A 24,578-nucleotide genomic window follows, 5' to 3' on the forward strand; every position below is an offset into this window, starting at 1 on the left:
TCGAGCGTTCGATTGTCGAACAATTTCCCGGACGAAGCACAAGAGGACTCGCCGGGTGACGAGAAATCTTGTTCCCTACGCAGGCGCTAACCTGATCAGGTTCAACGGGATCCGAAATTATTCGATCTCAGCCTCATAGCAAGGCACCCCGACAAGAACCCGGCCAGTCTAGACACAACTGGCAAAGAACGCCAACACCGCAGCAATCACCATGATGAATGGCGCAAATACAGGGGCTTGGCCGATTGTTGTCATGCAAATGCGCAACTACACTCGCCTTGCCCCGTCACGCCTTGACGCTATGGGGCCTGCGCCTTACCTTTGGCGCCCGGATTACTTCCATAATATTAATGCTAGGGATCGCCTCATGCTGCGCAAACTTTCACTGGCTGTTGCCGTGTCTTGTGCGTCCAACGCAATGGCCTGGGCAGCAGAAGCGCCCTTGTCGACCAAAACCGATCTGGTCAGCGTCTATCAGGAAGCGGTCGACAACAACGCCGATCTGGCCGCCGCCCGCGCCCAGTACGGCGCCCAGAAAGAAGTGGTGCCACAGGCCCGCGCCGGTTTGCTGCCGAACCTGTCCGGTGGCGCCGAAACCGCCAACGTGCGCACCTCGATCGATCAGCCTTCGGCCGTCGCCAATCGCAGCGCTCACTCGTATCAGGCGACCCTCGCCCAACCGTTGTTCCGCGCCGATCGCTGGTTCCAGTACCAGGCGGCCAAGGACGTCAACGAACAAGCCGCGCTGCAACTGTCGGCGACCGAGCAGAACCTGATCCTGCAATCGGCGGAAGATTACTTCAACGTGCTGCGCAGCCAGGACAACCTCGCTTCGACCAAAGCAGAAGAAGCCGCGTTCAAGCGACAACTCGATCAGTCCAACGAGCGCTTCGATGTCGGTCTGTCGGACAAGACCGACGTCCTGCAATCGCAAGCCAGTTACGACACCGCACGCGCCAACCGCATCGTCGCCCAGCGTCAGGTCGATGATGCCTTCGAGGCGCTGATTACCCTGACCAACCGCCAGTACAACTCGATTCAGGGGATCGTCCACTCGCTGCCGATCCTGCCGCCGGCGCCGAATGACGCCAAGGCCTGGGTCGACACCGCAGCGAAACAGAACCTCAATCTGCTGGCGAGCAACTTCGCCGTCAGCTCGGCTGAAGAGACCTTGAAACAGCGTAAGGCCGGCCACTTGCCGACTCTCGACGCTGTGGCCAAATACGAAAAAGGTGACAACGACGCCCTCGGTTTCGGCAACCCAAGCGTGTTCGGCGCGCCGTACCATGGCAACGTCGAGCAGACCACAGTGGGCCTGCAATTGAGCGTACCGATTTACAGCGGCGGCCTGACCAGTTCGCAAGTGCGCCAGTCGTATGCGCAACTGGATCAGAGCGAGCAGCAACGTGAATCGCTGCGTCGGCAGATCGTCGAGAACACCCGCAACCTGCACCGTGCGGTGAACACCGATGTCGAGCAGGTGCAGGCGCGCAAGCAATCGATCATTTCCAACCAGAGCGCGGTGGAAGCGACGGAAATCGGTTATCAGGTGGGTACCCGCAACATCGTTGACGTGCTCGATGCGCAGCGCCAGCTGTACACCTCGGTGCGCAACTACAACAACACGCGGTATGACTACATTCTCGACAACCTGCGCTTGAAGCAGGCGGCGGGGACGTTGAATCCGGGGGATCTGGAAGATCTGCGGCGTTATCTGAAAGCCGACTACAACCCGGACAAGGATTTCCTCCCGCCGGATCTGGCCAAGGCGGCCGAAGCGCAGCTCAAGGCGCGCCCGTAAACAATCTGGAATGAATCCCCTGTGGCGAGGGGATTTATCCCCGTTCGGCTGCGCAGCAGTCGCAATACCGGTGAACAGGGTTTTCCTGAATCACCGCGGTGAATGGTTTTGGGGCTGCTTCGCAACCCAACGGGGATAAATCCCCTCGCCACAGTAATATTCCAAGCGACTATTTGATCAGCCGCGCCAAGCCATCCAGCAAGCGCTGCAATGCACCTTGATTGCGGCGCATCACTGCCAGCCCGGCGTCGGCCATGCGCTGCGCATCACGCGGCAATTCGAACAAGCGCTGCACTTCCACTGCCAACCCTTCGGCATCATCGACCTCGGCCAACGCCCCGGCTTGGCGCAATTGCGCGGCGATGTCGAGGAAGTTGAACAGGTGCGGGCCACTGAGCACCGGTTTCGCCAAGGCTGCCGGTTCCAGCAGATTGTGCCCGCCGTTCGCCACCAGGCTGCCGCCGACAAACGCGCTGTCCGCCAGGGCATAGAGAAACAGCAACTCGCCCATGGTGTCGCCGAGCAGCACTGACGTCTGCGCATCGACATCGATCCCGGTCGAACGCCGCACCGTGGCAAAACCTTCGCGCTGGCACAACTCGAACACCGAATTGAAACGCTCCGGATGACGCGGCACCAGAATCAGCAACGCATCCGGGTGATTGGCCAGCAAGCGACGGTGGGCGTCGAGCACCACTTCGTCCTCGCCTTCATGGGTACTGGCGGCGATCCACACCGGACGCTCCAGCGCCTGCCATTGGCTGCGGAGGTCGGCGGCGCGTTGCAGCAGTTGCGGGTCGATGGTCAGGTCGAACTTGATCGAACCAGTGACTTCGACCGTCTGCGCGCGAGCGCCGAGATCGCGGAAGCGCTGGGCTTCGGTTTCGGTCTGCACGGCAAACAGGCTCATCTCGGCGAGCATCGGTGCGGTCAGCTTGTTGAAGCGACCATACCCTTTAGCCGAGCGCTCGGACAAACGCCCGTTGGCCAACGCCACCGGAATCCCGCGCTTGGCGCACTGATGAATGTGGTTGGGCCACAGCTCGGTTTCCATGATCACCGCGAGTTTCGGCTGCACGCGGTCAAGAAACCGCGCCGCCGCACACGGCAAGTCATACGGCAGATAGCAATGCTGGATGCGCGGCTCGTTAGCGAACAGCGCCTGAATCCGCTCCGATCCGGTCGGCGTCATGCAAGTCACGGTGATCGGCAACTGTGGATAACGTTGCAGCAGAGCGCGGATCATCGGCGCAGCGGCGATACTTTCGCCCACCGACACCGCGTGCACCCAGATGCCGCCGGGTTGCAGCGTCGGCATGCCGTAGGAGAAACGCTCGCCTATGCGCTTGGCGTACGCCGGCGCCTTGCGCGCCCGCAGCCACAGCCGAATCGCCACCAATGGCAGCCCCAGGTAAAACAGCGCGGTGTACAGAGTTCTATTCATGGCGGCGGAGTTTATCGACTTTTCTCGCCGATCGCGCGCAAGTGCACGGCAAAACGCTCCGCCAGCCAACGTGCCGCCGGGCCTAAAGGCTCATCGCGGCGCCAGACCAGTTCGACCACCAGCGCCGGCGGCGTCCATTCGCTGTCGAGTTCGACCATCAAACCCTGATACGCCGAATACTGCACCACATGCCGCGGCAACCAGGCCCACCCCAGATCGCGCACCAGCCATTCGGCCATCACGTAGAAACTGTCGGCGCGCCAGACTTGCGGGCTGGCCGGTTCGTTGCCGGGGTAAACGCTGGTTTGCGTCGACATCAACAGTTGCCGGTGTTGCGCCAATTGCTGGCAGGTGACATAGGACTGCGTCGCCAACGGATGATTGATGCCGCAGACCGTGACCATTTCCACGCTGCCGAGCACTCGGCGCTCCAGCGCTTCGGGGATTTCGTCGTGATAGAACAGCAAACCCAGGTCGGCACGCCGTTCGACCAGTTTGCGCGCGACCTCGCCTTGGGCAGCGCTGGTCAGCTGTAATTCGAGGCTGGGAAACTGCTCGGCCAGTGCACCGAAACTTTCCACCAGCGCCTGATAAGGCATCGCTTCGTCCTGGGCCACCCGCAGTTGCGCTTCCTGGCCGCGCAGCATCGCCATCGCCCGACCATTCAGGCGTTCGCATTGGCGCAAGACTTCCCGCGCCTCTTCGAGCAGCGCTTTGCCCGCTTCGGTGAGCGTTGGCTGACGACCGCTGCTACGCTCGAACAGGCTGACACCCAGATCATCTTCCAGCATCGCAACCGCGCTACTGATCGCCGACTGGGCCTTGCGTTGCTGGCGTGCCACCGCCGAAAACGAGCGTTGCTCGGCGACATCGACAAACACCCGTAGCTGATCGAGATTCCATTGCATGCTGACTTACCAACCCATCTTCGAAACAGATAGGTAATGACTTTACCCCATCTGGGGAATCTCTAGAATGCCGCCTCAGTAAGCAACGTTTCACATGAGGATTTGAACCATGAACGCCTACGCCTACCTGGCCATTGCCATCTGCGCCGAAGTCATCGCCACCGTCTCGATGAAAGCAGTCAAAGGCTTCAGCACGCCGCTGCCACTGGTGCTGGTCATCGTCGGCTACGCGATTGCGTTCTGGATGTTGACCCTGGTGGTACGCACCGTACCGGTCGGTGTGGCCTACGCGGTGTGGGCCGGGATGGGCATCGTGATGGTCAGCGTCGCGGCGCTGTTCATATACGGGCAAAAACTGGATATTCCGGCGATGCTAGGGATGGCCTTGATTGTGCTGGGCGTCGTGGTGATCCAGTTGTTCTCGAAAACCGCGGGGCACTGAAGAAAAAGATCGCAGCCTGCGGCAGCTCCTACAGGGGATCGCATTCTCTGTGTAGGAGCTGCCGCAGGCTGCGATCTTTTTTCACATCTGAAGCCGAACTCCGAGTCTGTATACTGCGCCCTCGTCTTGAACACTGAGGTCGTTGCATGCCATCCGTTATTTCCACCGACGTTCTGATTGTCGGCGCTGGTGTCGCCGGCCTCTGGTTGAACGCACGTCTGCGCCGTCAGGGTTTTTCGACCGTGCTGGTGGAAAGCGCCAGCCTCGGCGGTGGGCAGAGCGTTAAATCCCAAGGCATTATTCACGGCGGCGCCAAATACGCGCTGCACGGCGCGCTGACGGGTGCCTCGGAAGCCATTGCCGACATGCCGCGCCGTTGGCGTGAAGCGCTGGCCGGCAATGGCGAACTGGATCTGACCGGCGTGCGCCTGTTGTCCGAAGCGCATTACCTGTGGTCGCCCGGCACCCTCGCCGGCAACCTCACCAGTTTCTTCGCCAGCAAAGCCGTGCGCGGCCGCGTCGATCAGGTCAAGGGCGAGCAATTGCCACCAGCCCTGCAGGACAAGCGCTTCAAGGGCAAGGTCTACCGCCTCGCCGAACTGGTGGTCGATGTGCCGAGCCTGATCCAGCGCCTGGCCGATCTGGCGGGCGACGGTCTGCTCGCCGGGCAAACCATCGAGCCACTGTTGGAAGCGGGTGTGCTGGTCGGTTTGAAAGTCGACGGCCGCGAGATCCGCGCCCAGCGCATCGTCCTCAGCGCTGGCGCCGGCACCGCGCAATTGCTTGAAGACCTCGGTCTGACGCAACCGGCCATGCAACGCCGGCCGCTGCACATGATCATCGCCAAAGGCCCGGGCCTGAAACCGCTGTACGCGCATTGCCTGGGCGGCGGCACCAAACCGCGCATCACCGTGACCACGCATCCGGCGGCTGATGGCCAGTGGGTCTGGTACATGGGTGGTGACATCGCCGAAAGCGAAGGCGTGCACCGCGAGCCGGCCGAACAGATCGCCACCGCGCAAAAGGAAATCGCTCAGTTGCTGCCATGGATCGACCTCAGCACCACGCAATGGGCGACCTTGCGCGTTGACCGTGCCGAACCGCTGCAAACCGGGCTGACACGCCCCGACAACGCCTTCCTCGCCGAACAGGGTCGTCTGCTGGTCGGCTGGCCAACCAAGCTGGCACTGGCGCCGGACTTTGCCGACCGGGTGATCGCCTCGCTGGAGCGCGACGCTATCCAGCCGCAAGCCAGCGAACCATTGCCAGCCCTGCCGAAACCACCGATGGGCGTTCCAGCCTGGGAGCAACTGCTGCCATGAGCATCGCCAACCTGCATGATCTGCATCGCCCACTGGGCAGCACCGGCCTGATGGTTTCGCCTCTGGGCCTGGGCACGGTCAAACTCGGCCGCGACCAAGGGGTGAAATACCCCAACGGTTTCCAGATTCCTGGCGACGATGAGGCGCGCATGCTTCTGCGCCAGGCGCGCGAACTGGGCATCAACCTGATCGACACCGCCCCGGCCTATGGCCGCAGCGAAGAACGCCTCGGCCCGCTGTTGCGTGGCCAGCGACAGGACTGGGTGATCGTCAGCAAGGTTGGCGAAGAGTTTGCCGATGGCTTGTCGCACCATGACTTCAGCGCGACACACACGCGAATGTCGGTCGAGCGCAGCCTGCAACGTCTTGAAACCGATTTTATCGATCTGGTGCTGGTGCATTCCGACGGCAACGACATGGCGATCCTCGAGCACGAAGAAGTTTACGCGACACTCGCGGCGCTCAAGGCCGAGGGCAAGATTCGTGGTTTCGGTTTCTCCGGCAAAACCGTCGAAGGTGGCTTGAAAGCATTGGAGCAAGGCGACTGCGCAATGGTCACCTACAATCTGAACGAACAAAACGAGAAGGCTGTCATTGACTATGCTGCTGCCCACGGCAAAGCCATTCTGGTGAAAAAAGCCTTGGCCAGTGGTCATGTCTGCCTGAGCCCCGGCGTCGATCCGGTGCGTGCCAGTTTCGAATTGCTGTTCGCGCAGCCTGGTGTGGCCAGTGCTATTGTCGGCACGATCAATCCGCTGCACCTCGCCCACAACGTAGCGACCGTTGCCCAGGTCCTTCGTGGTCACTGACGCCGCTTCGCGGCCTTAAGCAGGAGCCGATATGCCGCGCACGCTCATCAGAAAGAACCCGAGCAACTTCAAGACCCTGCCGCTGTTCGTCGAAGCCACGCCCGAAGGCCTTACCTATCAGAGCGTCGGCATGCCGCTGAATTTCGCCCAGACCTTGCAGCGACGCAAACCGGTGAGCGTCGCCGATGCCGAGCGTTTCTCGCTGGAACTGGCCAACCTTGGGGTGTCGGTGCGCCTGACCCTGCATTGGCAGAATCGCGATTACTGGGTGCTGGTGCGCCAGCGCCGGCAAGATCGCGGTGACGTGGTGCTCAAGCTTATTTCCGGGTACGTGCCAGCCCACGAGCTGAATATTCCGCTGCACACCGCCATTCAGGAGATTGCTGAAGAGTGCCTGCTGGAAACCCCGGAAGGCTGGCTCGGCGGGCGTTTCAATGACACCTGGCTGCCGGCGCCTTATGCGACGGCCCTGCATTATCGCGAAGCCCTGCCCTTTCGCCTGACGCCACTCTCCGGCTCGGCGCGGCCGGTGCGCTGCGCCAACCTGCAATTGCAGGAACGACCACGGGCCTATGTGCATTTGCCCACCGCCTCGCTGCAATTGATCTACGACCTGCGACTGGAAGTGCCCAAGGAAGCCAAGTCCCTGAGCCTGTTTCATGTCGATGAGCGACTGGAAGGCGATCAACTGGTGGCGCGGCTGGATCGCAAACGTCCGGATCTGTACTTGATGCCGCTGCAGGATGGCGAGCCGCTGGCCGAACTCTACACCCTGAAAAAAGGCCAGCTGTACCCGGCGGGTACCCGTGGACTTTATCTGGCTGAGAGTTTTGCCAAACAGGATGGCTGGCTGGTGCGTGAAGAGCGGATTCGCTGGAAGGACTGGTTGCGTCAGCAGGGTTTGACGCCGCCGGAGAAGGCTACTGGCCTGGCGCGGTTGCGCGGCAGGGCCAAACAGTTGCTGAAGAAGATCGTGCCGCGCAAGAAAGTGAATTCCTGAAAAGCAAAAGATCGCAGCCTGCGGCAGCTCCTACAGGGAAATATTGTAGGAGCTGCCGCAGGCTGTGATCTTTTGATCTTATTGGCCGCGGATTTTTTCGACGATCGCCGTGGTCGAGCTGTTTTCCACCAGCCCCAGCACTTTCACCGTGCCGCCGTAAGCGGCGACGATATCGGCGCCGACCACTTGGTCGATGCCGTAATCCCCACCTTTGACCAGCACGTCCGGCTTGACCTCGCGCAGGAGGTTTTCCGGGGTGCCTTCAGGGAAGCTGATCACCCAGTCCACCGCACCGAGTCCGGCGAGCACCGCCATGCGTCGGTCGACACTGTTGATCGGACGACCCGGTCCTTTCAGACGGCTGACGGAAGCGTCATCGTTGACCGCCACGATCAGACGGTCGCCTTGCGCACGCGCCTGTTCCAGATAGGTGACATGGCCGGCATGGAGGATATCGAAGCAGCCATTGGTGAAGACGATCCGCTCGTTGTGCGCGCGGGCATCGTCAACCGCCAACAGCAATTGCTCCAGACCCAGCACGCCGCGTTCGGAACCTTCTTCGCGCTGAATCGCGCGACGCAGTTCCGGCGCGCTGATCGCAGCTGTACCCAGCTTGCCGACGACGATGCCCGCCGCCAGGTTGGCCAGGGCTACCGCGTGCGGCAGTTCTTCACCGGCCGCAATCGCTGCCGCCAATGTAGAAATCACCGTGTCGCCGGCACCGGTCACGTCGAACACTTCGCGGGCGCGGGCCGGCAAGTGCAACGCCGGATGATCCGGGCGCAACAGGGTCATGCCGTGCTCGCCACGGGTCACCAGCAACGCACCGAGTTCGAGGTCGTGCATCAGGGTCGCGCCCTTGCTCACCAACTCGTGCTCGTCGGCGCAACCGCCAACGATGGTTTCGAACTCGCTGAGGTTCGGCGTGATCAGGCTCGCGCCACGATAGATCGAGAAATCCTTGCCCTTGGGATCGGCCAGCACCGGAATGCCCTTGGCGCGAGCAGCCTGGATCAAGGCCTGATGGTTTTTCAGCGCGCCTTTGCCGTAGTCCGAAAGCACCAGCACCTTGATGCCTTCGAGCAGGTCATCGACCTGCGAGGCCAAGGCCAGGGCATCGGTGGCGAACGGTTCTTCAAAGTCGATACGCAGCAATTGCTGGTGCCGGCTCATGACCCGCAATTTGACGATGGTCGGCTGATGCGCGATGCGCTGGAACAGCGCACGTACGCCCGCGCCCTTGAGACTGTTGCTCAGGCTGTCGGCGGCTTCGTCATCACCGGTCACACCGACCAGCGACGCCGGCGCACCCAGCGCGGCAATGTTCAAGGCAACGTTGGCAGCGCCGCCCGGGCGGTCTTCGATTTGCTCGACTTTTACGACCGGAACCGGCGCCTCAGGGGAAATCCGTGAGGTACCACCATGCCAGTAACGGTCGAGCATGACATCGCCGACCACCAAGACAGGGGCTTGATCGAATCGCGGCATGGACAACTTCATGGAGCAACCCACATACAAAATGAACAGGGGCGCGATATTAACACAGGGTTGGCGAAGGCTTGTGCGCGGGCTGCAACAGGATGAAACAGCTGGCTTTTTTGCTCATTTTTTGAGCAGCAACGCTGCCAACTGCTGACAGGCTTCGGGCAGTTCAAGGGCCTCGGTGTCGATTCGGCATTCCGCACTCAGCGGAGCCTCATAAGGACTGTCGACGCCGGTGAAGTTGTTGATCCGGCCCTCGCGAACCGCTTGATACAACCCTTTCGGATCGCGCCGCGCACAGACTTGCAACGAGGTACTGACGTGCACCTCGATAAAATCCTCCGGTGCAAAAAGTCGGCGTGCGGCGTCGCGCTCGGCGCGAAACGGCGAGATGGCCGCGACGATCACGATCAACCCGGCATCGACCATCAGCCGCGCCACTTCCGCCATACGCCGAATGTTCTCGCGGCGACAGCTATCGCCCATGCCCAGATCGCGACACAGGCCACTGCGCACATTGTCGCCATCGAGTAAAAACGTGTGCAGGCCATACTGATGCAGATACAGCTCCAGCGCATTGGCCAGTGTCGACTTGCCTGCACCGGAAAACCCGGTCAGCCACAGGCAGCGCGGACGCTGCCCCTTGATCATGGCGCGGGCCTGATGCGACAACGCCAAGCCATAAGGGCGAATGGCCGGCGCTGGCGACGGCAGCGACAGGGATTCATTCATAACCGAGCAACTCATAATCGCGCTGATAAGCCCGTTTCACCAACCGCCGGGTGCGCGCGGTGCAAAACTCGCGTGCGGGCATTGGCTGACGTTGCCGAGAGCTGTTGACGTGGGGCAACTGACTGGCCAATCCCAACTGTTCGCAGACCAACTGAAAGTCGCGCTGCAGATGTTCTTGATAGCCGATGAAATCCAGCGCCAGATGGCCTAGCGAGTCAGTGAGAAAATCGGTTTGCGCAGCGAAGTGCAATTGCCGAGAGATGTTGTCTGGATGTAGCCAGCGCAAAACAAAATCGTCGAAATCCCGGTACTGCCTGACCAGTTGCTGCGCCGCCTGATCGCGGCCACTCAGTTCATTACCACGCAGAAACGCGAAGGCCGAGTACGCGCGCTCCAGCGGATCCCGCACGAAAGCGAACTTCCAGGCCGTGGCGAATTGTTGCGGAAACTGTTGCTGATACCAGTACAAGGGCAGATGCCCCGGACGCCAGCCGTCGAACATCGCCTCGCAGACACTGCTGCCAGCGCACTTGGGCACATGAATGAACAGACACCCGTGCTGCTGGAAAGCCTTTGGAAACACCACACAGGCCGACAACGACTTGTTCACGACCTGCCGGTCAACCACCGACAAGCGCCCAAGCAGAAAGGCTCGCTGCGGCTTGGGCAGCAGTTTCCACAGATAGCGTTGCAACATGAGAGTACCCGCGCGACGGGGATAGCCCCTTCGATAGATGTAAGAGTTCGTTGAAGAACCTTAACAAGCGCGGTGCCCGGTTTTATGCCGGTTTGGTCAAGAAGGGTAAAGGTCTGGATACAAACAACGGCCCACAACTGCAATGCACTTTCCCTGTAGGAGCTGCCGCAGGCTGCGATCTTTTGACCCTGCTTCTAGAAAAACAGATCAAAAGATCGCAGCCTGCGGCAGCTCCTACAGGGCCGCGTGGGCATTCTCAGGCGATGTCTTCAGCCGGGGCATCGAGGCCCATGGCGTTGAGGCGTGCGTAGTAGCCGTTCTGCGCCAGCAATTGATCATGCGTGCCGCGCTCGACGATACGGCCCTGATCCATGACCAGGATCAGATCGGCTTTCTCGATGGTCGACAGACGGTGAGCAATCACCAGCGTGGTACGGCCCTTCATCACTTGATCCAGAGCGGCCTGAATGTGCCGCTCGGATTCGGTGTCGAGTGCCGAAGTGGCCTCGTCGAGAATCAGCAGCGGAGCGTTCTTCAGCAAGGCGCGGGCAATCGCCAGGCGCTGGCGCTGGCCGCCGGAGAGCAGCACGCCGTTTTCGCCGACCTGCGTATCGAGGCCTTCGGGCAATTGCGCGATGAAGTCCATCGCGTAGGCATCTCGTGCAGCCTTCTCAATGTCTTCACGCGGCGCACCGGCCAGATCGCCGTAGGCAATGTTATTGGCCACGGTGTCGCTGAACAGGGTCACGTGCTGGGTCACCTGTGCGATATGACGACGCAGGTTCAGCAGCTTGTAGTTTTCGACTTCGACACCGTCGATAAGGATTTCGCCCTTGTCGTGGTGATAGAAACGCGGAATCAGATTGGCCAGCGTCGACTTGCCACTGCCGGAACGGCCGACCAGCGCGACCATCTGCCCCGGCTCGACGCTAAAGCTAATGTTGTCGAGCACCTGGCGCTCGGTGTCCGGATACGTGAAGCTGAGATTGCGCACATCCAGACGACCGGTGACCGCATCGCGTTCGACCGTGCCGGCGTCTACTTCAGGCGTCACGTCCAACTGTTCGAAGATGCTTTCCGCACCGGCCACGCCCTTCTGGATCGTCGAGCTGACTTCGGACAATTGACGAATCGGTTTCGGCAGCAGGCCGGCCAGGGTGATGTAGGCAACCATGTCACCGGCCGAGGCGTCACCGCGCAAGTACAGGACGAGGAACATCAGCACGGCCATGGCGCTGTAGATCACCAGTTGCAGCATCGGCGTGTAGATCGCGCCGGTGCGGGTCATGCGCAGCTGTTTGTCGGTGTTGCTCTGGCTGGCCTTGAGGAAGCGCTTCTCTTCGTAGACTTCGCCGCCGAAGCTGCGCACCACGCGATAGCCCTGGATGGTTTCCGAGGCCACGTGCGTGACGTCGCCCATGGCCAGCTGGATCTTCTTGCTCTGCTTGCGGAATTTCTTGCTCGCGGTGCGCACCATCACGGCGATCAACGGCAGGATGGCGACCATCACCAGCGTCAGCTTCCAGTTCATGAACAGCAGGGAGGCGAAGAGGAAGATCACCGTCATGCCTTCACGGATTACGACCTTGATCGCATCGGTTGCCGCCCCTGTGACCATGGTCACGTTGAAGGTGATACGCGAAATCAGATGACCGGAGTTATGCTTGTCGAAGTAGCGGTTCGGCAGCACCAGCAGGTTGTTGAACAACTGCACCCGCAGGTCGTGCACCAGACCGAGGGAAACCTTGGCCAGAAAGTAGTTGCCCAGATAAGATCCCAGACCCTGCCACGCGGCAATCAGGATGATCAGCAGCGGAACAGCCTGCAACAGTTGCAGATCGCGCAGGTATGGGACGCTTGGAAACAGCACCGCCTCAGGGTTGGACAGGCCGTCGACGAAGTACTTGAGGATGTAGCCAAGCATCGGCTGGGTCGAAGCGAAAATCAGGAAACCGACGATGCTGATCAGGAACAGACTGATGTACGGCCGAACATAGCCGAGCAGGCGGAAGTAGATTTTCAAGCTCGAAGGGCTTGCGGCGGTACTGGAGTCAGTCATATCACGCGAAAGTCGATAAAAAGGACGCTGACTTTAGCACAGCTTCTTCAGGGTTCTGGCAAACGGCGAAAGGCTGTTATTGTTAGGCACGTTTTTCAGCATCAAATAGCCATCACCCGAATGGTCGATCAACTTCAGGATTGAATCTCACAGCATGCAACTTCGCGGCTTTAACAGTACGTCCAATCGAGTCTTCGATTTCATTAGTCTGTGGATTCTTCCCGCCGGCTATTTCCTGCTCTTGTGCGCGCTGTTTTTTCTGCCGGGCCGAAGTCTGCATCACAAGCTTTTTTACGGCTTGTTCAGCATTCCGACATTGATCGCTTTGTGCCTGCGTCCGCGTGAACTCAAGGAGTTGCTACGCGAGCCGGTGTTCGTGGCGCTGCTGGTGTTTGTCGCCTGGGCCTTGCTCAGCCTCAGTTGGGGACCGCGCGACGAAGGTATCGCCGGGATGTTCAAACCGTCACTGCACACCTTGCTGCTGTTTGCCGGCACCTATCTGCTGGTGCGTTATCGCAGTGAGATTCTGCAACCTCTACTGTTCGGCGCCGCGTTGGTGGCGCTGGTCGCAACGACGTGGTTCTTGTTCAGATTCGCCCATATTTACGAACCCGGCATGCGTCTGATCGGCGGTGGCGCTTTTGACAACCCATTGCTCAGCTCGCACCTGTTCGGTTTCTTCAGCGCCTATTGGCTGAGCGTGACCATGACCTGCAAACGCCGCCAGATGATGTGGCTGAGTGTGCCGGCAATGGCAATCATGTTTATGGCAGTAATCGGCACCGGGTCCAGAACGCCGCTTGTGGCGCTGACCATGGCCGCGTTGTGGCTGTGCTTCATTTGCTGGAACCGTCGCTCGATAGGCTTGTTGATCGGCCTGGCGCTCAGTGGTGTAACGGTCGCCTTCCTGTTTGCACAAATGATCATCGAACGTGGCGATTCGTATCGACTGGAAATCTGGAAACAGGTGCTGCACATGATTGCCGACCATCCTTGGATCGGTCACGGCTACAGCGCCACGCTGTCTGTCGACCCCGGTGTCGGCATCAACTTCCAGGAGCCGCACAGTTTCGTGCTGGGCGTTCTCTATTACGTCGGCATCTTCGGCCTGTTGCCGTGGCTGTTCTTCATTTTCTGGGGCCTGCTGAGCAGTTGGCGCCAGCGCGTACAACCACTGTTGATTGTTGCCTCGACGCTGCTGATCTTTGGCATCGGCGCCGGACTGACCGAAGGTGGCGGAATCATTTCACGGCCCAAGGAGCACTGGTTCCTGTTGTGGATTCCGCTGGCACTGATCGCGGCACTGAGCATCAATCAACGTGCGCGGCGACTGCTGACAATGCCGGTGCAAAAACTCACCGTCACCGGCCTGCAAAATCTGAGCAACGCCGCTCAGGTGATCGAAGAGGATGGTTTGGGCCCGAAAGTCTTGCGCCTGACCGATGGCAGCTTCCTCAAGCTGTTCCGCCGTCGTCGCTGGTACACCTCGGGCAACTTCAATCCGTATTCCGAACGCTTTGCCGTCAACAGTGAACAGTTGCGCCTGATGGGCATTCCAACCCCGCAAGTGCTCAACCTGTATCGCCTCAACGATGGCAGCAGCGCCGTGCACTACGCCCCCCTGCCCGGCCACACGCTGCGTCAGGTATTGCAGAGCATTACCGCACCGGCCGTTCGTCAGGCGCTGGTGGAACGTTTTGGCAAGTTCATGGCGCAACTGCATGAGAAAGGTGTCTATTTCCGCTCTCTGCATTTGGGCAACGTGTTGGTGCTGGAGGATGGCGAGTTCGGCTTGATTGATCTGGCTGACCTGCGCGTTTACCCTAGCCCGCTCAGTCTGGCCCTGCGCCAGCGAAATTTGCGCCATATGCAGCGCTATACCGTCGACAAACGCTGGTTGTTCGAAGAACACTTCGAAGCACTGCTTCAGGGCTACGCCGTCACGGCGTCGCAATCTGCGGTGGATAATCTGCACAGGCAAGTGCTGGCCGGCAATACTCCGGCCCGAGTTCACTGATGATCGAGACTAACCCCCTGATTGCGCTGGCCGCCTACGCGCTGGCCATCGTATCCGCCGCGCTATTGCTGCGCGTTGTGCCGAAAATCGCCCGCCATCTGCAGCATTCCGGTGAAAGCCGCTATGCCAGCATCGATGGCTTGCGCGGCTATCTGGCGTTTGGTGTTTTCGTGCACCACGCGGTCATTACCTGGATTTTTCTGCGCACTGGAGAGTTCGGATTTCCGCCAAGCAACTTTTACTCGATGATCGGTCAGGGCAGCGTTGCGCTGTTTTTCATGATCACCGGATTTCTGTTCTGGAACCGTCTGCTGACCCAAGGACGTCAGCACGATTGGTTGGCGTTTGGCATTTCGCGGGTTTTTCGACTTTATCCGCTGTACCTGCCGCTGATGCTGATTGTGTTTGTCACCGTGTTCCATTTGCAGAACTGGGAGCTGAAGGAGCCTGGCAGCGCCCTGTTCAAACAGATTCTGGCGTGGCTGACTTTTGACCGCCCCGACATCAACCAATATCCGCAAACCGGCATGCTGATCTCCAATGTCACCTGGACGCTGGCCTATGAAGTGTTCTTCTATCTGGCGCTGCCGCTGGCCGGGATGGTCTTCATCTACCGCGGCAACTGGATACACGTGGTGCTGTGCCTGATCGGCATCTATGCGCTGTATCAAGTGGTCGGTTGGGAGCATTCGCTGAAGAAGCACTTCATCGCCAGTTTTCTCGGCGGCATCGCGGCGGCGTACTGGATTCGCCGACCGGCGTTGGTGGCGTGGAGTCGTACCCCTCTGGCGGGGATCATTGCGTTACTGGCGCTGGTGATTGCGTTCACCGCGTTCAACCGTGCCTTCAAGACCGGGCCGCTGTTCCTGCTGTCACTGTTTTTCGTGATCGTGGCGTCGGGCAACAGCCTGTTCGGTGCGCTCAAGCCACGCAGCATCCGCTGGCTCGGCGAGATCAGCTACAGCACCTATCTGCTGCACGGTTTCGTGTTGTGGCTGATGGTGCAGCGTCTGCCGCTGCTGCTGAATCTCGACGCGCGGGAGGCGGATGTTTATCTGCCGCTGATCGCGATCTGCACGTGCCTGCTGATTCTGATCAGCAGCCTGAGCTTTCTGTACATCGAGTTGCCGGGCATGGCCGCCGGCAAAAAAGTCCTGCTGTGGATTCGCTCGCGCCAGAAAGGCGATAAGCAGCTCCCGGAGAAAGTCGCCCGCTAAGCGCGGGCGACCGCTGTTTCAGCTCTTTTCCTGCGGCGAAAACAGTAACCGCCCAAGACCGCGCCAGGTCTTCTTGTTCCACGCCTTGAACGGGATCTGCTTCAGCAGCTCCCACGCCAGCTTGCGATTGCGGTTGGCGGTCTTGAGGAACATCGAGTTGAGCGCCTTGTAACGCACTTCGTCGTACAGCGGGTGATCGCTGAACAATGCGTAGATACGCAGGATGCTTTCGATCATGAAACGGTGGTTCTTGTACGAGTTGGTGGCGTGCTTGCGGTAGCGCGCCATGACCACGTTCAAGCCATCGATGAAATAACCGGCGCGCGTCACCTTCAACTCGATATACAGATCCTCAAGACGAATCGTCGAATCGAACCCGCCAACCTTGTCCAGCGCCTCGCGGCGGATCATCAGGGTCGGCGCCGGCGGATACGGCTTGCGCTCCAGAAACATGTCATCGAAATCCAGACGACGGAACGGCACATCGCGACGCTGACGTTTTTCCGGATAGAGGTTGCCGTCAGCGTCCATCAATTCGATGTTGCCGGCGCAAATCCCGACTTCGGGTTTGTCCGCCATGTACGCCACCTGAACCGCGATGCGCTCCGGGTACATGATGTCGTCGGAACCGAACGGCACAATCAGACTGCCCTTGGCGCGCGCGATGGCGCCGTTGAGCGTATTGGTCAGGCCCTGATTCTGCTGCACCCGAAAATCGAAACCGTACTGTGCCTGCAAGGCGTTGATGCGCTCGACGCTGTCGTCGTTCGAGCCGTCATCGATCACCAGCAGTTCGATGTTCTTGTAGGTCTGGTTGATGACACTGAGGATGCTTTCCTCAATGTACGGCCCGTGGTTGTATGAGGCGATGATCACGGTGACGAGGGCGTTCGCTTCGCTCATGGCTGCACCTTACGAGCCTGTTCCAGGCCAGAGTCGATCAGGTTCAGGTATTCCTGACGGAACACCTCGATGTCATGTTGTTCCTGCAGATAGCGGTAGGCTTGTTCGCCCTTGGCCTTGAGTTCGTCATCGGTCAGCGCAAGGTACTGATCCAGCGCTGCGACAATACTAGGCACATCCTTCGGCGTAATCGCCAGACCGCCGGCGCCTTCGATCAGCGGCACCATCGCCGGCACGTTCGAGGCGATCACCGGCAAATGTCCGCTCATGCCTTCCAGCAACGCCAGACCGAGACCTTCGGCCAGCGACGGCATCGTCCAGATATCAAACGCGCGCACGTATTGCAGCGCGTTTTCCTTGAAACCCAGCAGATGTGCGCGACCGTTCAAACCCAGTTGCTCGATCTCGGCAGCCAGCGGCGCTTGCAGGCGCCCGGCACCGATGATCGCCAATTGCGTGTTCGGGTATTTGTCCTTGAGCGCGGCAAATGCCTGCAACAGATAGGTGTGACCCTTGACCGAAACCAGTCGCCCCAGCGCGCCGATCAGGCGCACATTCGGATCGATACCGAGCAGCTCACGCGCCTTTTCGCGGCTGTGTTGCAAGCCTTCGGCCTGCTCGATATCGATGGCGTTGGTAATGGCGTAGGTATTCTGGTCGGTGAAACCGCAATCGCAGTCCAGCAGGTACTGTTTTACCGCCGGCGAAACACCGACGAAACGCCAGTGCCGATCGATCAGACGCTGAGTCTGACGACGACGGTAAAAACGATCGTACTCGCCAAAACCGTGGGAGATGCCAATGCACAGCGGCACCTTCAACCAGCGGTTGAGCGTGAGCATCATGTTCACCGGTTTGAAGCGGTTGCAGATGACTACATCGAACTTTTCCCGACGGCAGAACTTGTACAGCTCCCACATCGCCCGCAGGCGCATGCCTTTGAGGGACTTGTCGGAAAACTCGAAATACACCGAACGATCGGCGCGGCTGACCGGCTCACCAGGCGTGGGTTTGCCGCGCAGGAACGCCGCCGTGATCTCATAGCGATCCGAAGGCAACGCCTTGACGATCTGCTCGGCAAGGTCGGCGAAATCATGGGCTTTGACGTTGTAATCGGGCTGCAGCTGCAGAACCTTTGACCGTTGACTCATAAATCTCCCCGATTCACGCCTGATTCACCCGGTTTCAGCAGCCAGAGTAATTCCTGGCGTCGGACCGCTTTTCGAAAGAACTCGTTCTCGCCGTATATCGACGGCGCACGCCCGGCCAGCACGCGCTGAATCAAGCGACGCAAACGGCGCTTGAACGGTGCTGGCGGTTGCAAGTCATGCATCATGCCCAGCGCCATGGCCTTGTCGCGTTGCTGCGCAAGGGGCAGTGGCAAACACAACGGCTGCATCGGTACGGCGGCGTCGAAGGCCGGTGGCAGCGCGATGCCCTCACCGGCGTTGCCCATGGGCCAGCGATCATTGTCATGCAGATGGTTGGCGTAACCGAGCAGCGTCGGCTGCCAGTCGAGACTGCCCAGCACTTGCAACACAGCTTGCTGGCTACAGATATGGTCTGGATGCGGATCCAGCGTCGGATGCGGCAGGACGATCACGTCCGGACGTGCACGCAGCAACACTTCGCGCAGGTCGGCCAGCAGATTGTTCCAGGTCGGTGCGCCATCGACGTCGCCCGGCAAGGTGAACGGATTCAACTGACGGAACAGACGGGTATCGTCCAGATCCGCTTCGCGTGAACCGATCGCCTGATTCGGTGCAGCCTGCATCGCTGCCAGTTGCAGACAGAAATAGCCCAGCTGCACGCAGTTTTCCGCCGGCACGCCGGCCCAGCGCGGCACGGCGAGGCTGTCCCAGGCGCGCAATCGGCCCTTGAGGCGCGCCGCTTCGACCTTGTTCAGGCCCATCTGCTGATAGTGTTCGGCTTCGATTTCGCCGGCGGTCAGGGTGACAATCCAGGCTTCGTCTGCCTGGCTGTACAACCCGTAGGCTGCCAGTTCGGCGTCGTCGGCATGCGGTGCGATCACCATGACCCGCTGACGGCGATAATCGGTTTGTTCCAGCGCCCACAACACCGGCTCGCCAGAGACGCGGCAGAAACGCCCGCGCAAACGCAGCGAGCCTTGCGACAAGGCCTGTGCCTGACCGCTGAGGTTCAGGTAGCGCAGGCCGTTAACCCCACGCTCAAAAGCTTGTGCGTCCGGATTCGGGCCGCCCGTCAGCTCGACACGAGGATCGAAGAAGCGTCCCAGCCAACTGCTTTTGACTCGCAACGCCAGAATCAGCGTGGCGTCATCCATCACCATCACGCCTTCATCCAGGCGCAGTTGCTCACCGTTGAGGTGCACTTTTGGCTGTGGCGTAAACGGCGGGAAGCTGTACTGGTAATCGTCTTTCGGCGAATAGAACAAATGATCGGCAAACCACGCTTCATGGGCGATCCAGCCGATCACTGCCAGTACCAGCGGCAACCACCAGGCCACCAGCACGCCGATCGCGATCAACACGATCAGGGCAATCAGCAGGCCGACGCGTTTGTTGCGCCGATGGCGCTTGAGCAGTTGCTGTTTGCGGCTAATGGGCTGGCTCATACGGTGAATACCGGCACAGGATTGCACCAGCGATCCTTGTATTCACGGTCGGCGCGACCGAAGGAAAAGCGCAACGGTTTGTCCAGCGCTCGCGCGTGTTCCCAGGCGCTTTGCGTGTTGAGGAAACTCAATACGCTGCCGGGGCTGAATTCGCGGGTTTCAGGGTCGACGCCGCCATTGATGTACTCGACGCTGATCCACTCCGGCGCCTCGACGCGGTACACCAGTTGAATCGCGATCGGTGCATCGTTGAGGAAAATCACCGAGCCGATCAACAGCTCGCGCAACAGTTCGATGACCTCGGCCATGCGTGCCGCGCCTGTGGCCGGGAAACCCCAGCGGCGCTGAAACAGATCGCAGTAGATGGCGGCCAATTCGGCGCTGGAGAATTCGCTGACCGCACGCACCACGCCGCCCGCCTCTTCGAGCAGACGCAATTCGCGGCGCTGGTTGTAGCGAAACTTCTTCGACAGTTCTTCCGGGGTACGGGCCATGGCCAGTTGTTCGGTCTGCAACTTCATGCCGCTGAAACGGCTTTCGTTGAGGGCAGACAGATAGCGTGCGCGATGGCGCAGCGGCGCCTGAGCATCGGCAGCGGCCGGCAGGATCAACTCGGCGTTGCCGAGGTCGAACAAGCCTTTTTTGCCGTTGCGCTTGAGGACGTCCTTGGACAACGCCAGATCGCGGCCCCAGGTCGGGATTGCCGCTTTGATCTCGCCCTGTTGCTCCCAGGCCAGATAGCGCACAGGGATGCCGGCGAGATCAGCCAGACGCTCGACCACCAACGGATGAGTCGCGACGCTGCCGCCAAAACGCTGCCAGGCGGTTGCATAGGTCGAGGCGTCGACAGGCAACCAGCCACGTTCACGCCAGCCTTGAAATCGGTTGAGCATCAGCCCCTCGGTGCCAGATCGGTAACTTGCGGCAGATGCCAGAAGGTGTCGCGCACCGCGCGGTCGGAGAAACGCTCACGCAGGCGATCAAGCATCATTTCGGCGCACTGCAGGCGCTGCTGATCATCCATTCCGGCCAGATGCTGCAGGCCTTGCGCAAGGTGTTGGGCATCGCCCAGCGGGAACAGAATACCCACGCCTTCGACCACTTCTTTGGCCCCACCGCACGCCGTGGCGAGCAGTGGCACGCCGGCGGCCATGGCCTCCAGCAGGACCATGCCAAACGGCTCATGATCGGAACTCAGCGCAAAGACATCAAAGGCGCGGAAGTAATTGCGCGCGTCCGGCACCTGACCGAGGAACAGGACGCGATCGCCGATACCCAGCTCGCGCGCCAGCTCTTTGAGATCCTGTTCGAGACGGCCCTTGCCCAGAATTACCAGCTGACTGTTACCCGGCAAACCCGGCAACGCCGCCGCAAAACCGTGCAGCAAGGTTGCCTGATCCTTGTCCGGATGCAGCCGACCGACGTTGCCGACAATCCATGCATCCGCCGCCAGACCCAAGGTCTCGCGGGCTTCACGGGCCGACACCTGGCTGAACTGCAACGCCGACACGTCGATCCGGTTATACAGCGTCTGAATCCGCTCTTGCGGCCACTTCGGCAGGCAACGACGCATGTCGTCGCGCACCGCATCGGACACGCCAAGCAGGCTCAGGCGCTTGCGGAAAATGTGCGCGAACAACTTGCGCGTACCGCGTTTGTAATCCTCAAACGCGTGGTGCACGCCAATCACCGGCAGCGAAGTGCCGAGCAAGGCGATGTAGATCGGCTTGAAGCGATGGGCGATGCAGAAACTGAAATTGCGTGAAGCGGCGATCTTGCGCAGATCGCCGATGGCGCCCAGCTTCAGGCCACGAATGGCCTTGGAGCTGTATTCCATGAACAACACTTCATCGGAGGCACACGCTGCGGCCACCTCGCTATCGGCGGCCCCGGTCAGAAAGACCGTGGTCACCCGATAACCGGTGCCCGCGAACAGGCTGGCGTACTGCCGTGCGCAGTCGAGGAACGGCCCGTCATAGCCGTGACAGAACTGCAGCACATGGCGTTCAGCCGAGCGAGTCATAAGCGTTTGCGCCCTCTTTGACCACCAGAATGTCTTCCATGATCAGGTACTGCAGATCGGAGCCGAAGAACATGTTCAGCGCGTCGGTCGGCGAGCAGATCATCGGTTCGCCACGACGGTTGAGCGAGGTGTTCAGCGACACGCCGTTGCCGGTCAGGACTTCGAGCGCTTTCATCATGTCGTAGTAGCGCGGGTTGTATTCGCGCTTGAGCACCTGGGCACGGGAAGTGCCGTCTTCATGGACGACTTCCGGTACGCGGGTTTTCCACTCGTCCGACACTTCGAAGGTGAAGGTCATGAACGGCGCCGGGTGATCGATCTTGATCATCTGTGGCGCAACGGTGTCGAGCATCGACGGGCAGAAAGGCCTCCAGCGCTCGCGGAACTTGATCTGGTGGTTGATGCGGTCAGCCACACCGGCAATGCTCGGGCAGCCGATGATCGAACGACCACCCAATGCGCGCGGACCGAATTCCATGCGGCCCTGGAACCAGGCCACCGGGTTGCCATCGACCATGATCCTGGCGATCTGCTCCGGCATGTTGTCGAGCTTGCGCCAGGTCGGTTTGTTCTCGTGACGGGCGCACGCGGCGATCACGTCTTCGTTGCTGTACGACGGGCCGAGGTAGACGTGTTCCATCTTCTCGACCGGCACGCCACGAGCGTGCGACACGTAAGCGGCAGCGCCAACAGCGGTGCCGGCATCGCCGGACGCCGGCTGTACGAACAGCTCTTTGACGTCATCGCGGGCGATGATTTTCTGGTTCAGCTTGACGTTCAACGCACAGCCGCCAGCGAACGCGAGCTTGCCGGTTTCCTTGAGGATGTCGCCCAGGTAGTGGTCGATCATCTGCAGCGAGATCTTCTCGAACAGCGCTTGCATGCTCGCGGCGTAGTGGATGTACGGTTCGTCAGCGATGTCGCCTTCGCGTTTCGGACCCAGCCATTCGATCAGCTTCGGCGAGAAGTAGAAGCCCTTGCCCTTCTCTTTGTAGCGACGCAGGCCGATCACGTTGGCGTAGTCGGTGTTGATCACCAGTTCGCCGTTCTCGAACGAGGCCAGACGCGAGAAGTCATATTTGCTGGCGTCGCCGTACGGCGCCATGCCCATGACCTTGAACTCGCCGTCGAGCATCTCGAAACCGAGGAACTCGGTGATCGCGCCGTACAGGCCGCCGAGGGAGTCCGGATCGAAGAATTCCTTGATCTTGTGGATCTTGCCGTTTTCGCCGTAACCGAAGAAGGTCGTGGCGTACTCACCCTTGCCGTCGATGCCGAGGATCGCGGTTTTCTCTTTGAAACCCGAGCAGTGGTAGGCGCTGGAGGCGTGAGCCAAGTGGTGCTCGACCGGTTCGATCTTGATCTTTTTCGGATCGAAACCCAGTTGCTCAAGGCACCAGACGATCTTGTTGCGATAGCGCTTGTAGCGACGGTTGCCCATCAGGATCGCATCGAGGGCGCGATCCGGGGCGTACCAGTAACGCTTGGCGTAGTGCCAGCGAGCCTCGCCGAACAGGCTGATCGGCGCGAACGGAATCGCTACCACGTCGACGTCGGACGGCTTGATGCCAGCCTGCTCCAGGCAGAACTTCGCCGACTCGTAGGGCATGCGGTTCTTTGCATGTTTATCGCGTACGAAGCGCTCTTCTTCAGCCGCCGCCACCAGCTTGCCGTCAATGTACAAGGCTGCTGAGGGATCATGGCTAAGGGCGCCGGACAGGCCAAGAATCGTCAATGCCACAGGGGTCTAGCCTCTTTAGTCTGCATGCAGGCGCGATGCGCCTTGAAAATTGATGTGCCCTCGCAACGGGCGAGAGACAGCTAAAGGGCGGGATTATAGCGTAAAAGCGCCCACAAGCCTCTAGCCGAACTGCCGCGCCTGCGCGTTGACACTCTGTACCTCTCGTCATATGCTCGTTCGCAAATGGACTGGGGGATCCCGGTCGGCGCTAATGCCTCGGTGAGATCACCGGGGCTTTTCGCTTTCTGGGAGGGGAAAATCTTCAAGCCCCAGTTCTCGAAACCTACTCCGACTTTGTTCCGCCCGCCGCTGCAGTAAAATTTGCGCTTGAGTACTTCAAATGCACGATTTTCCTGACCAGCCTTCAGAACGCTCATGCCGATGGGTCTCGCAACGAGATCAGCGAGCTGCAGACCGGTGGAATTCACTTGTTTTGTGGCAAAGACGATGTCAAATGGCAGTTGAGCCCCCAAACGATTCGCACCACCGCACATCCTGCGAAACTCCAACTCAAGCTCGTTATCTTCCCGCCTCCCTCCGCGCTCGAAAATCACATGCGTCGTTGCCCCTTGCTGCTTCTTTTCCTGCAAGAACTCATAGAGCGTTTCCAGACAAAAGCCGCGAGCGAGGTGGTATGGATTATGGCTGGGGCCTTGCCTTTCGCGCAGAGCAGCCTTGTCTATGACGCAGCTGATCAGGACGAAGTCGCTGGCTTCAATGATGCACGTCAGTTCCTCAAGAAAAGCATTCTTGTGCTCCCGGGAAATGAAAAGTCCTGAGAACGCGCCTTTCTCTTTGCGAATTTCAAGTTCATGCAGACCAATCAGGTCGTGGCCCATATGGGTGAATTTGAATTTCTGCAGGGCAGGAATGACTTTTTCGCAGTAATGCCGCTTGTCGAAGGCGCAAAACGCGAGCACAAAAACGGGATATTTGGGATCCAGTGTTTGCATCCCATGGTCACCGCTCTCATCGACATAGACGATGACATCGCTGTACCTGGCTATCGAAGGCAAACCAGTTACCCACCACCTGAACGCCAGTAAATATTCAGATTGCCATCTTCGATCTGCCGATAAAGCGTGTACGGCAGCGAGACCGTGTCGAAAACCCCGGACAGCGGCAGGTCCAGCAACACGAAAGGCACCAGGAAGCCCGACGGGTCGGGAGGCGCGTTCAATACGCAGAAGTCATAGGCCAGCCCGCTGTAGATGCGCGGAATGGATTGGCAGTAGGTTTTTTGCTTGCGCATGTCGCGGGCGACGTCGGCGTCGTCCTGCAGCACGGTCAGGGCACTGCCGCAACCCGATAAAACCCATGAAAAAACAGCCAGTGTTGCAGCCTTGTTGATCATCAAGCGTTGCCCTCCGAAGTCGTCAGGCAAA

The 24,578-nt window shown here is 59.9% G+C and carries 21 protein-coding genes and 1 riboswitch; of the genes, 7 read left to right on the forward strand and 14 right to left on the reverse strand.

Features of this window, described 5'->3' with window-relative positions:
• Nucleotides 1-55: 55 nt before the first annotated feature.
• A riboswitch (TPP riboswitch) is annotated at nt 56-161 on the reverse strand.
• Between the two features lie 206 nt (nt 162-367).
• Nucleotides 368-1,801, forward strand: a complete 1,434-nt coding sequence (locus ACIPZE_RS23160) for a TolC family outer membrane protein (RefSeq protein WP_129388213.1) — start codon at nt 368-370, stop codon at nt 1,799-1,801.
• A 169-nt stretch (nt 1,802-1,970) separates the two neighbouring features.
• On the opposite strand, the gene waaA is transcribed toward ACIPZE_RS23160, so the two are convergent.
• Entirely contained in the window at nt 1,971-3,245 is a 1,275-nt protein-coding gene (waaA, locus tag ACIPZE_RS23165) for a lipid IV(A) 3-deoxy-D-manno-octulosonic acid transferase (RefSeq protein WP_400775512.1), read from the reverse strand.
• Between the two features lie 11 nt (nt 3,246-3,256).
• Nucleotides 3,257-4,153, reverse strand: coding sequence for a LysR family transcriptional regulator (locus ACIPZE_RS23170; RefSeq protein ID WP_283437924.1), 897 nt, complete (start codon nt 4,151-4,153; stop codon nt 3,257-3,259).
• A 109-nt stretch (nt 4,154-4,262) separates the two neighbouring features.
• Between ACIPZE_RS23170 and ACIPZE_RS23175 the strand changes: the two genes are divergently transcribed.
• The 4 genes from ACIPZE_RS23175 to ACIPZE_RS23190 all read left to right on the forward strand — a co-directional run bounded on the left by ACIPZE_RS23175 (nt 4,263) and on the right by ACIPZE_RS23190 (nt 7,726).
• Nucleotides 4,263-4,595 carry a multidrug efflux SMR transporter gene (locus ACIPZE_RS23175; RefSeq protein WP_016985677.1) on the forward strand — a complete coding sequence of 111 codons (333 nt, stop codon included), beginning with the start codon at nt 4,263-4,265 and terminating at the stop codon, nt 4,593-4,595.
• A 146-nt stretch (nt 4,596-4,741) separates the two neighbouring features.
• Complete coding sequence (locus ACIPZE_RS23180) at nt 4,742-5,917, forward strand: FAD-binding oxidoreductase (protein ID WP_129388204.1); 1,176 nt, start codon at nt 4,742-4,744, stop codon at nt 5,915-5,917.
• Nucleotides 5,914-6,726 carry an aldo/keto reductase gene (locus tag ACIPZE_RS23185; RefSeq protein WP_283437925.1) on the forward strand — a complete coding sequence of 271 codons (813 nt, stop codon included), beginning with the start codon at nt 5,914-5,916 and terminating at the stop codon, nt 6,724-6,726. Before ACIPZE_RS23180 ends, ACIPZE_RS23185 begins: the two co-directional genes overlap by 4 nt.
• A 31-nt stretch (nt 6,727-6,757) precedes the next feature.
• Nucleotides 6,758-7,726, forward strand: coding sequence for a metal ABC transporter ATPase (locus tag ACIPZE_RS23190; protein WP_400775515.1), 969 nt, complete (start codon nt 6,758-6,760; stop codon nt 7,724-7,726).
• A 78-nt stretch (nt 7,727-7,804) separates the two neighbouring features.
• Here ACIPZE_RS23190 and hldE read toward each other — a convergent pair whose 3' ends face one another.
• From hldE to msbA, 4 genes are all read right to left on the reverse strand, one after another.
• A complete protein-coding gene (hldE, locus tag ACIPZE_RS23195; protein WP_129388195.1) occupies nt 7,805-9,226 on the reverse strand; it encodes a bifunctional D-glycero-beta-D-manno-heptose-7-phosphate kinase/D-glycero-beta-D-manno-heptose 1-phosphate adenylyltransferase HldE in 1,422 nt (473 codons plus the stop codon).
• A 102-nt stretch (nt 9,227-9,328) separates the two neighbouring features.
• Nucleotides 9,329-9,940, reverse strand: a complete 612-nt coding sequence (gene cysC / locus ACIPZE_RS23200; protein ID WP_283437927.1) for an adenylyl-sulfate kinase — start codon at nt 9,938-9,940, stop codon at nt 9,329-9,331.
• A complete protein-coding gene (locus ACIPZE_RS23205) occupies nt 9,933-10,637 on the reverse strand; it encodes a sulfotransferase family 2 domain-containing protein (RefSeq protein WP_400775517.1) in 705 nt (234 codons plus the stop codon). Before ACIPZE_RS23205 ends, cysC begins: the two co-directional genes overlap by 8 nt.
• Before the next feature lie 256 nt (nt 10,638-10,893).
• Nucleotides 10,894-12,696 carry a lipid A export permease/ATP-binding protein MsbA gene (msbA, locus tag ACIPZE_RS23210; protein ID WP_283437929.1) on the reverse strand — a complete coding sequence of 601 codons (1,803 nt, stop codon included), beginning with the start codon at nt 12,694-12,696 and terminating at the stop codon, nt 10,894-10,896.
• Nucleotides 12,697-12,850: 154 nt separating this feature from the next.
• On the opposite strand from msbA, the gene ACIPZE_RS23215 reads away from it, so the two are divergent.
• Nucleotides 12,851-14,713 (forward strand): O-antigen ligase family protein, encoded by a 1,863-nt coding sequence (locus ACIPZE_RS23215; RefSeq protein WP_400775519.1) that lies wholly within the window; start codon nt 12,851-12,853, stop codon nt 14,711-14,713.
• On the forward strand, nt 14,713-15,930 hold the full coding sequence (locus ACIPZE_RS23220) for an acyltransferase family protein (protein WP_400775521.1): 1,218 nt from the start codon (nt 14,713-14,715) through the stop codon (nt 15,928-15,930). The genes ACIPZE_RS23215 and ACIPZE_RS23220 overlap by 1 nt, the downstream gene beginning before the upstream one ends.
• An 18-nt stretch (nt 15,931-15,948) precedes the next feature.
• On the opposite strand, the gene ACIPZE_RS23225 is transcribed toward ACIPZE_RS23220, so the two are convergent.
• The 8 genes from ACIPZE_RS23225 to ACIPZE_RS23260 form a co-directional block, all read right to left on the reverse strand.
• Entirely contained in the window at nt 15,949-16,833 is an 885-nt protein-coding gene (locus tag ACIPZE_RS23225) for a glycosyltransferase (protein ID WP_283437932.1), read from the reverse strand.
• Nucleotides 16,830-17,984: a glycosyltransferase family 4 protein gene (locus ACIPZE_RS23230; RefSeq protein ID WP_283437933.1), complete on the reverse strand. Its 1,155-nt coding sequence runs from the start codon at nt 17,982-17,984 to the stop codon at nt 16,830-16,832. Before ACIPZE_RS23230 ends, ACIPZE_RS23225 begins: the two co-directional genes overlap by 4 nt.
• Nucleotides 17,981-19,417: a PIG-L family deacetylase gene (locus ACIPZE_RS23235; protein WP_400775555.1), complete on the reverse strand. Its 1,437-nt coding sequence runs from the start codon at nt 19,415-19,417 to the stop codon at nt 17,981-17,983. Before ACIPZE_RS23235 ends, ACIPZE_RS23230 begins: the two co-directional genes overlap by 4 nt.
• Nucleotides 19,418-19,425: 8 nt before the next feature.
• The gene (locus tag ACIPZE_RS23240) at nt 19,426-20,322 is read right to left on the reverse strand and encodes an antimicrobial resistance protein Mig-14 (protein ID WP_400775526.1); all 897 of its coding nucleotides are present in this window, start codon (nt 20,320-20,322) and stop codon (nt 19,426-19,428) included.
• On the reverse strand, nt 20,322-21,452 hold the full coding sequence (locus ACIPZE_RS23245; RefSeq protein WP_283437935.1) for a glycosyltransferase: 1,131 nt from the start codon (nt 21,450-21,452) through the stop codon (nt 20,322-20,324). Before ACIPZE_RS23245 ends, ACIPZE_RS23240 begins: the two co-directional genes overlap by 1 nt.
• A complete protein-coding gene (locus ACIPZE_RS23250; RefSeq protein WP_283437936.1) occupies nt 21,436-23,193 on the reverse strand; it encodes a carbamoyltransferase in 1,758 nt (585 codons plus the stop codon). Before ACIPZE_RS23250 ends, ACIPZE_RS23245 begins: the two co-directional genes overlap by 17 nt.
• 80 nt (nt 23,194-23,273) lie before the next feature.
• A complete protein-coding gene (locus tag ACIPZE_RS23255) occupies nt 23,274-24,146 on the reverse strand; it encodes a DUF3800 domain-containing protein (RefSeq protein ID WP_400775529.1) in 873 nt (290 codons plus the stop codon).
• Between the two features lie 68 nt (nt 24,147-24,214).
• The gene (locus ACIPZE_RS23260; protein WP_400775531.1) at nt 24,215-24,547 is read right to left on the reverse strand and encodes a YceK/YidQ family lipoprotein; all 333 of its coding nucleotides are present in this window, start codon (nt 24,545-24,547) and stop codon (nt 24,215-24,217) included.
• Nucleotides 24,548-24,578 lie beyond the last annotated feature (31 nt).

Source organism: Pseudomonas sp. NPDC089741 (assembly GCF_044748825.1).
GTDB lineage: Bacteria > Pseudomonadota > Gammaproteobacteria > Pseudomonadales > Pseudomonadaceae > Aquipseudomonas > Aquipseudomonas helmanticensis.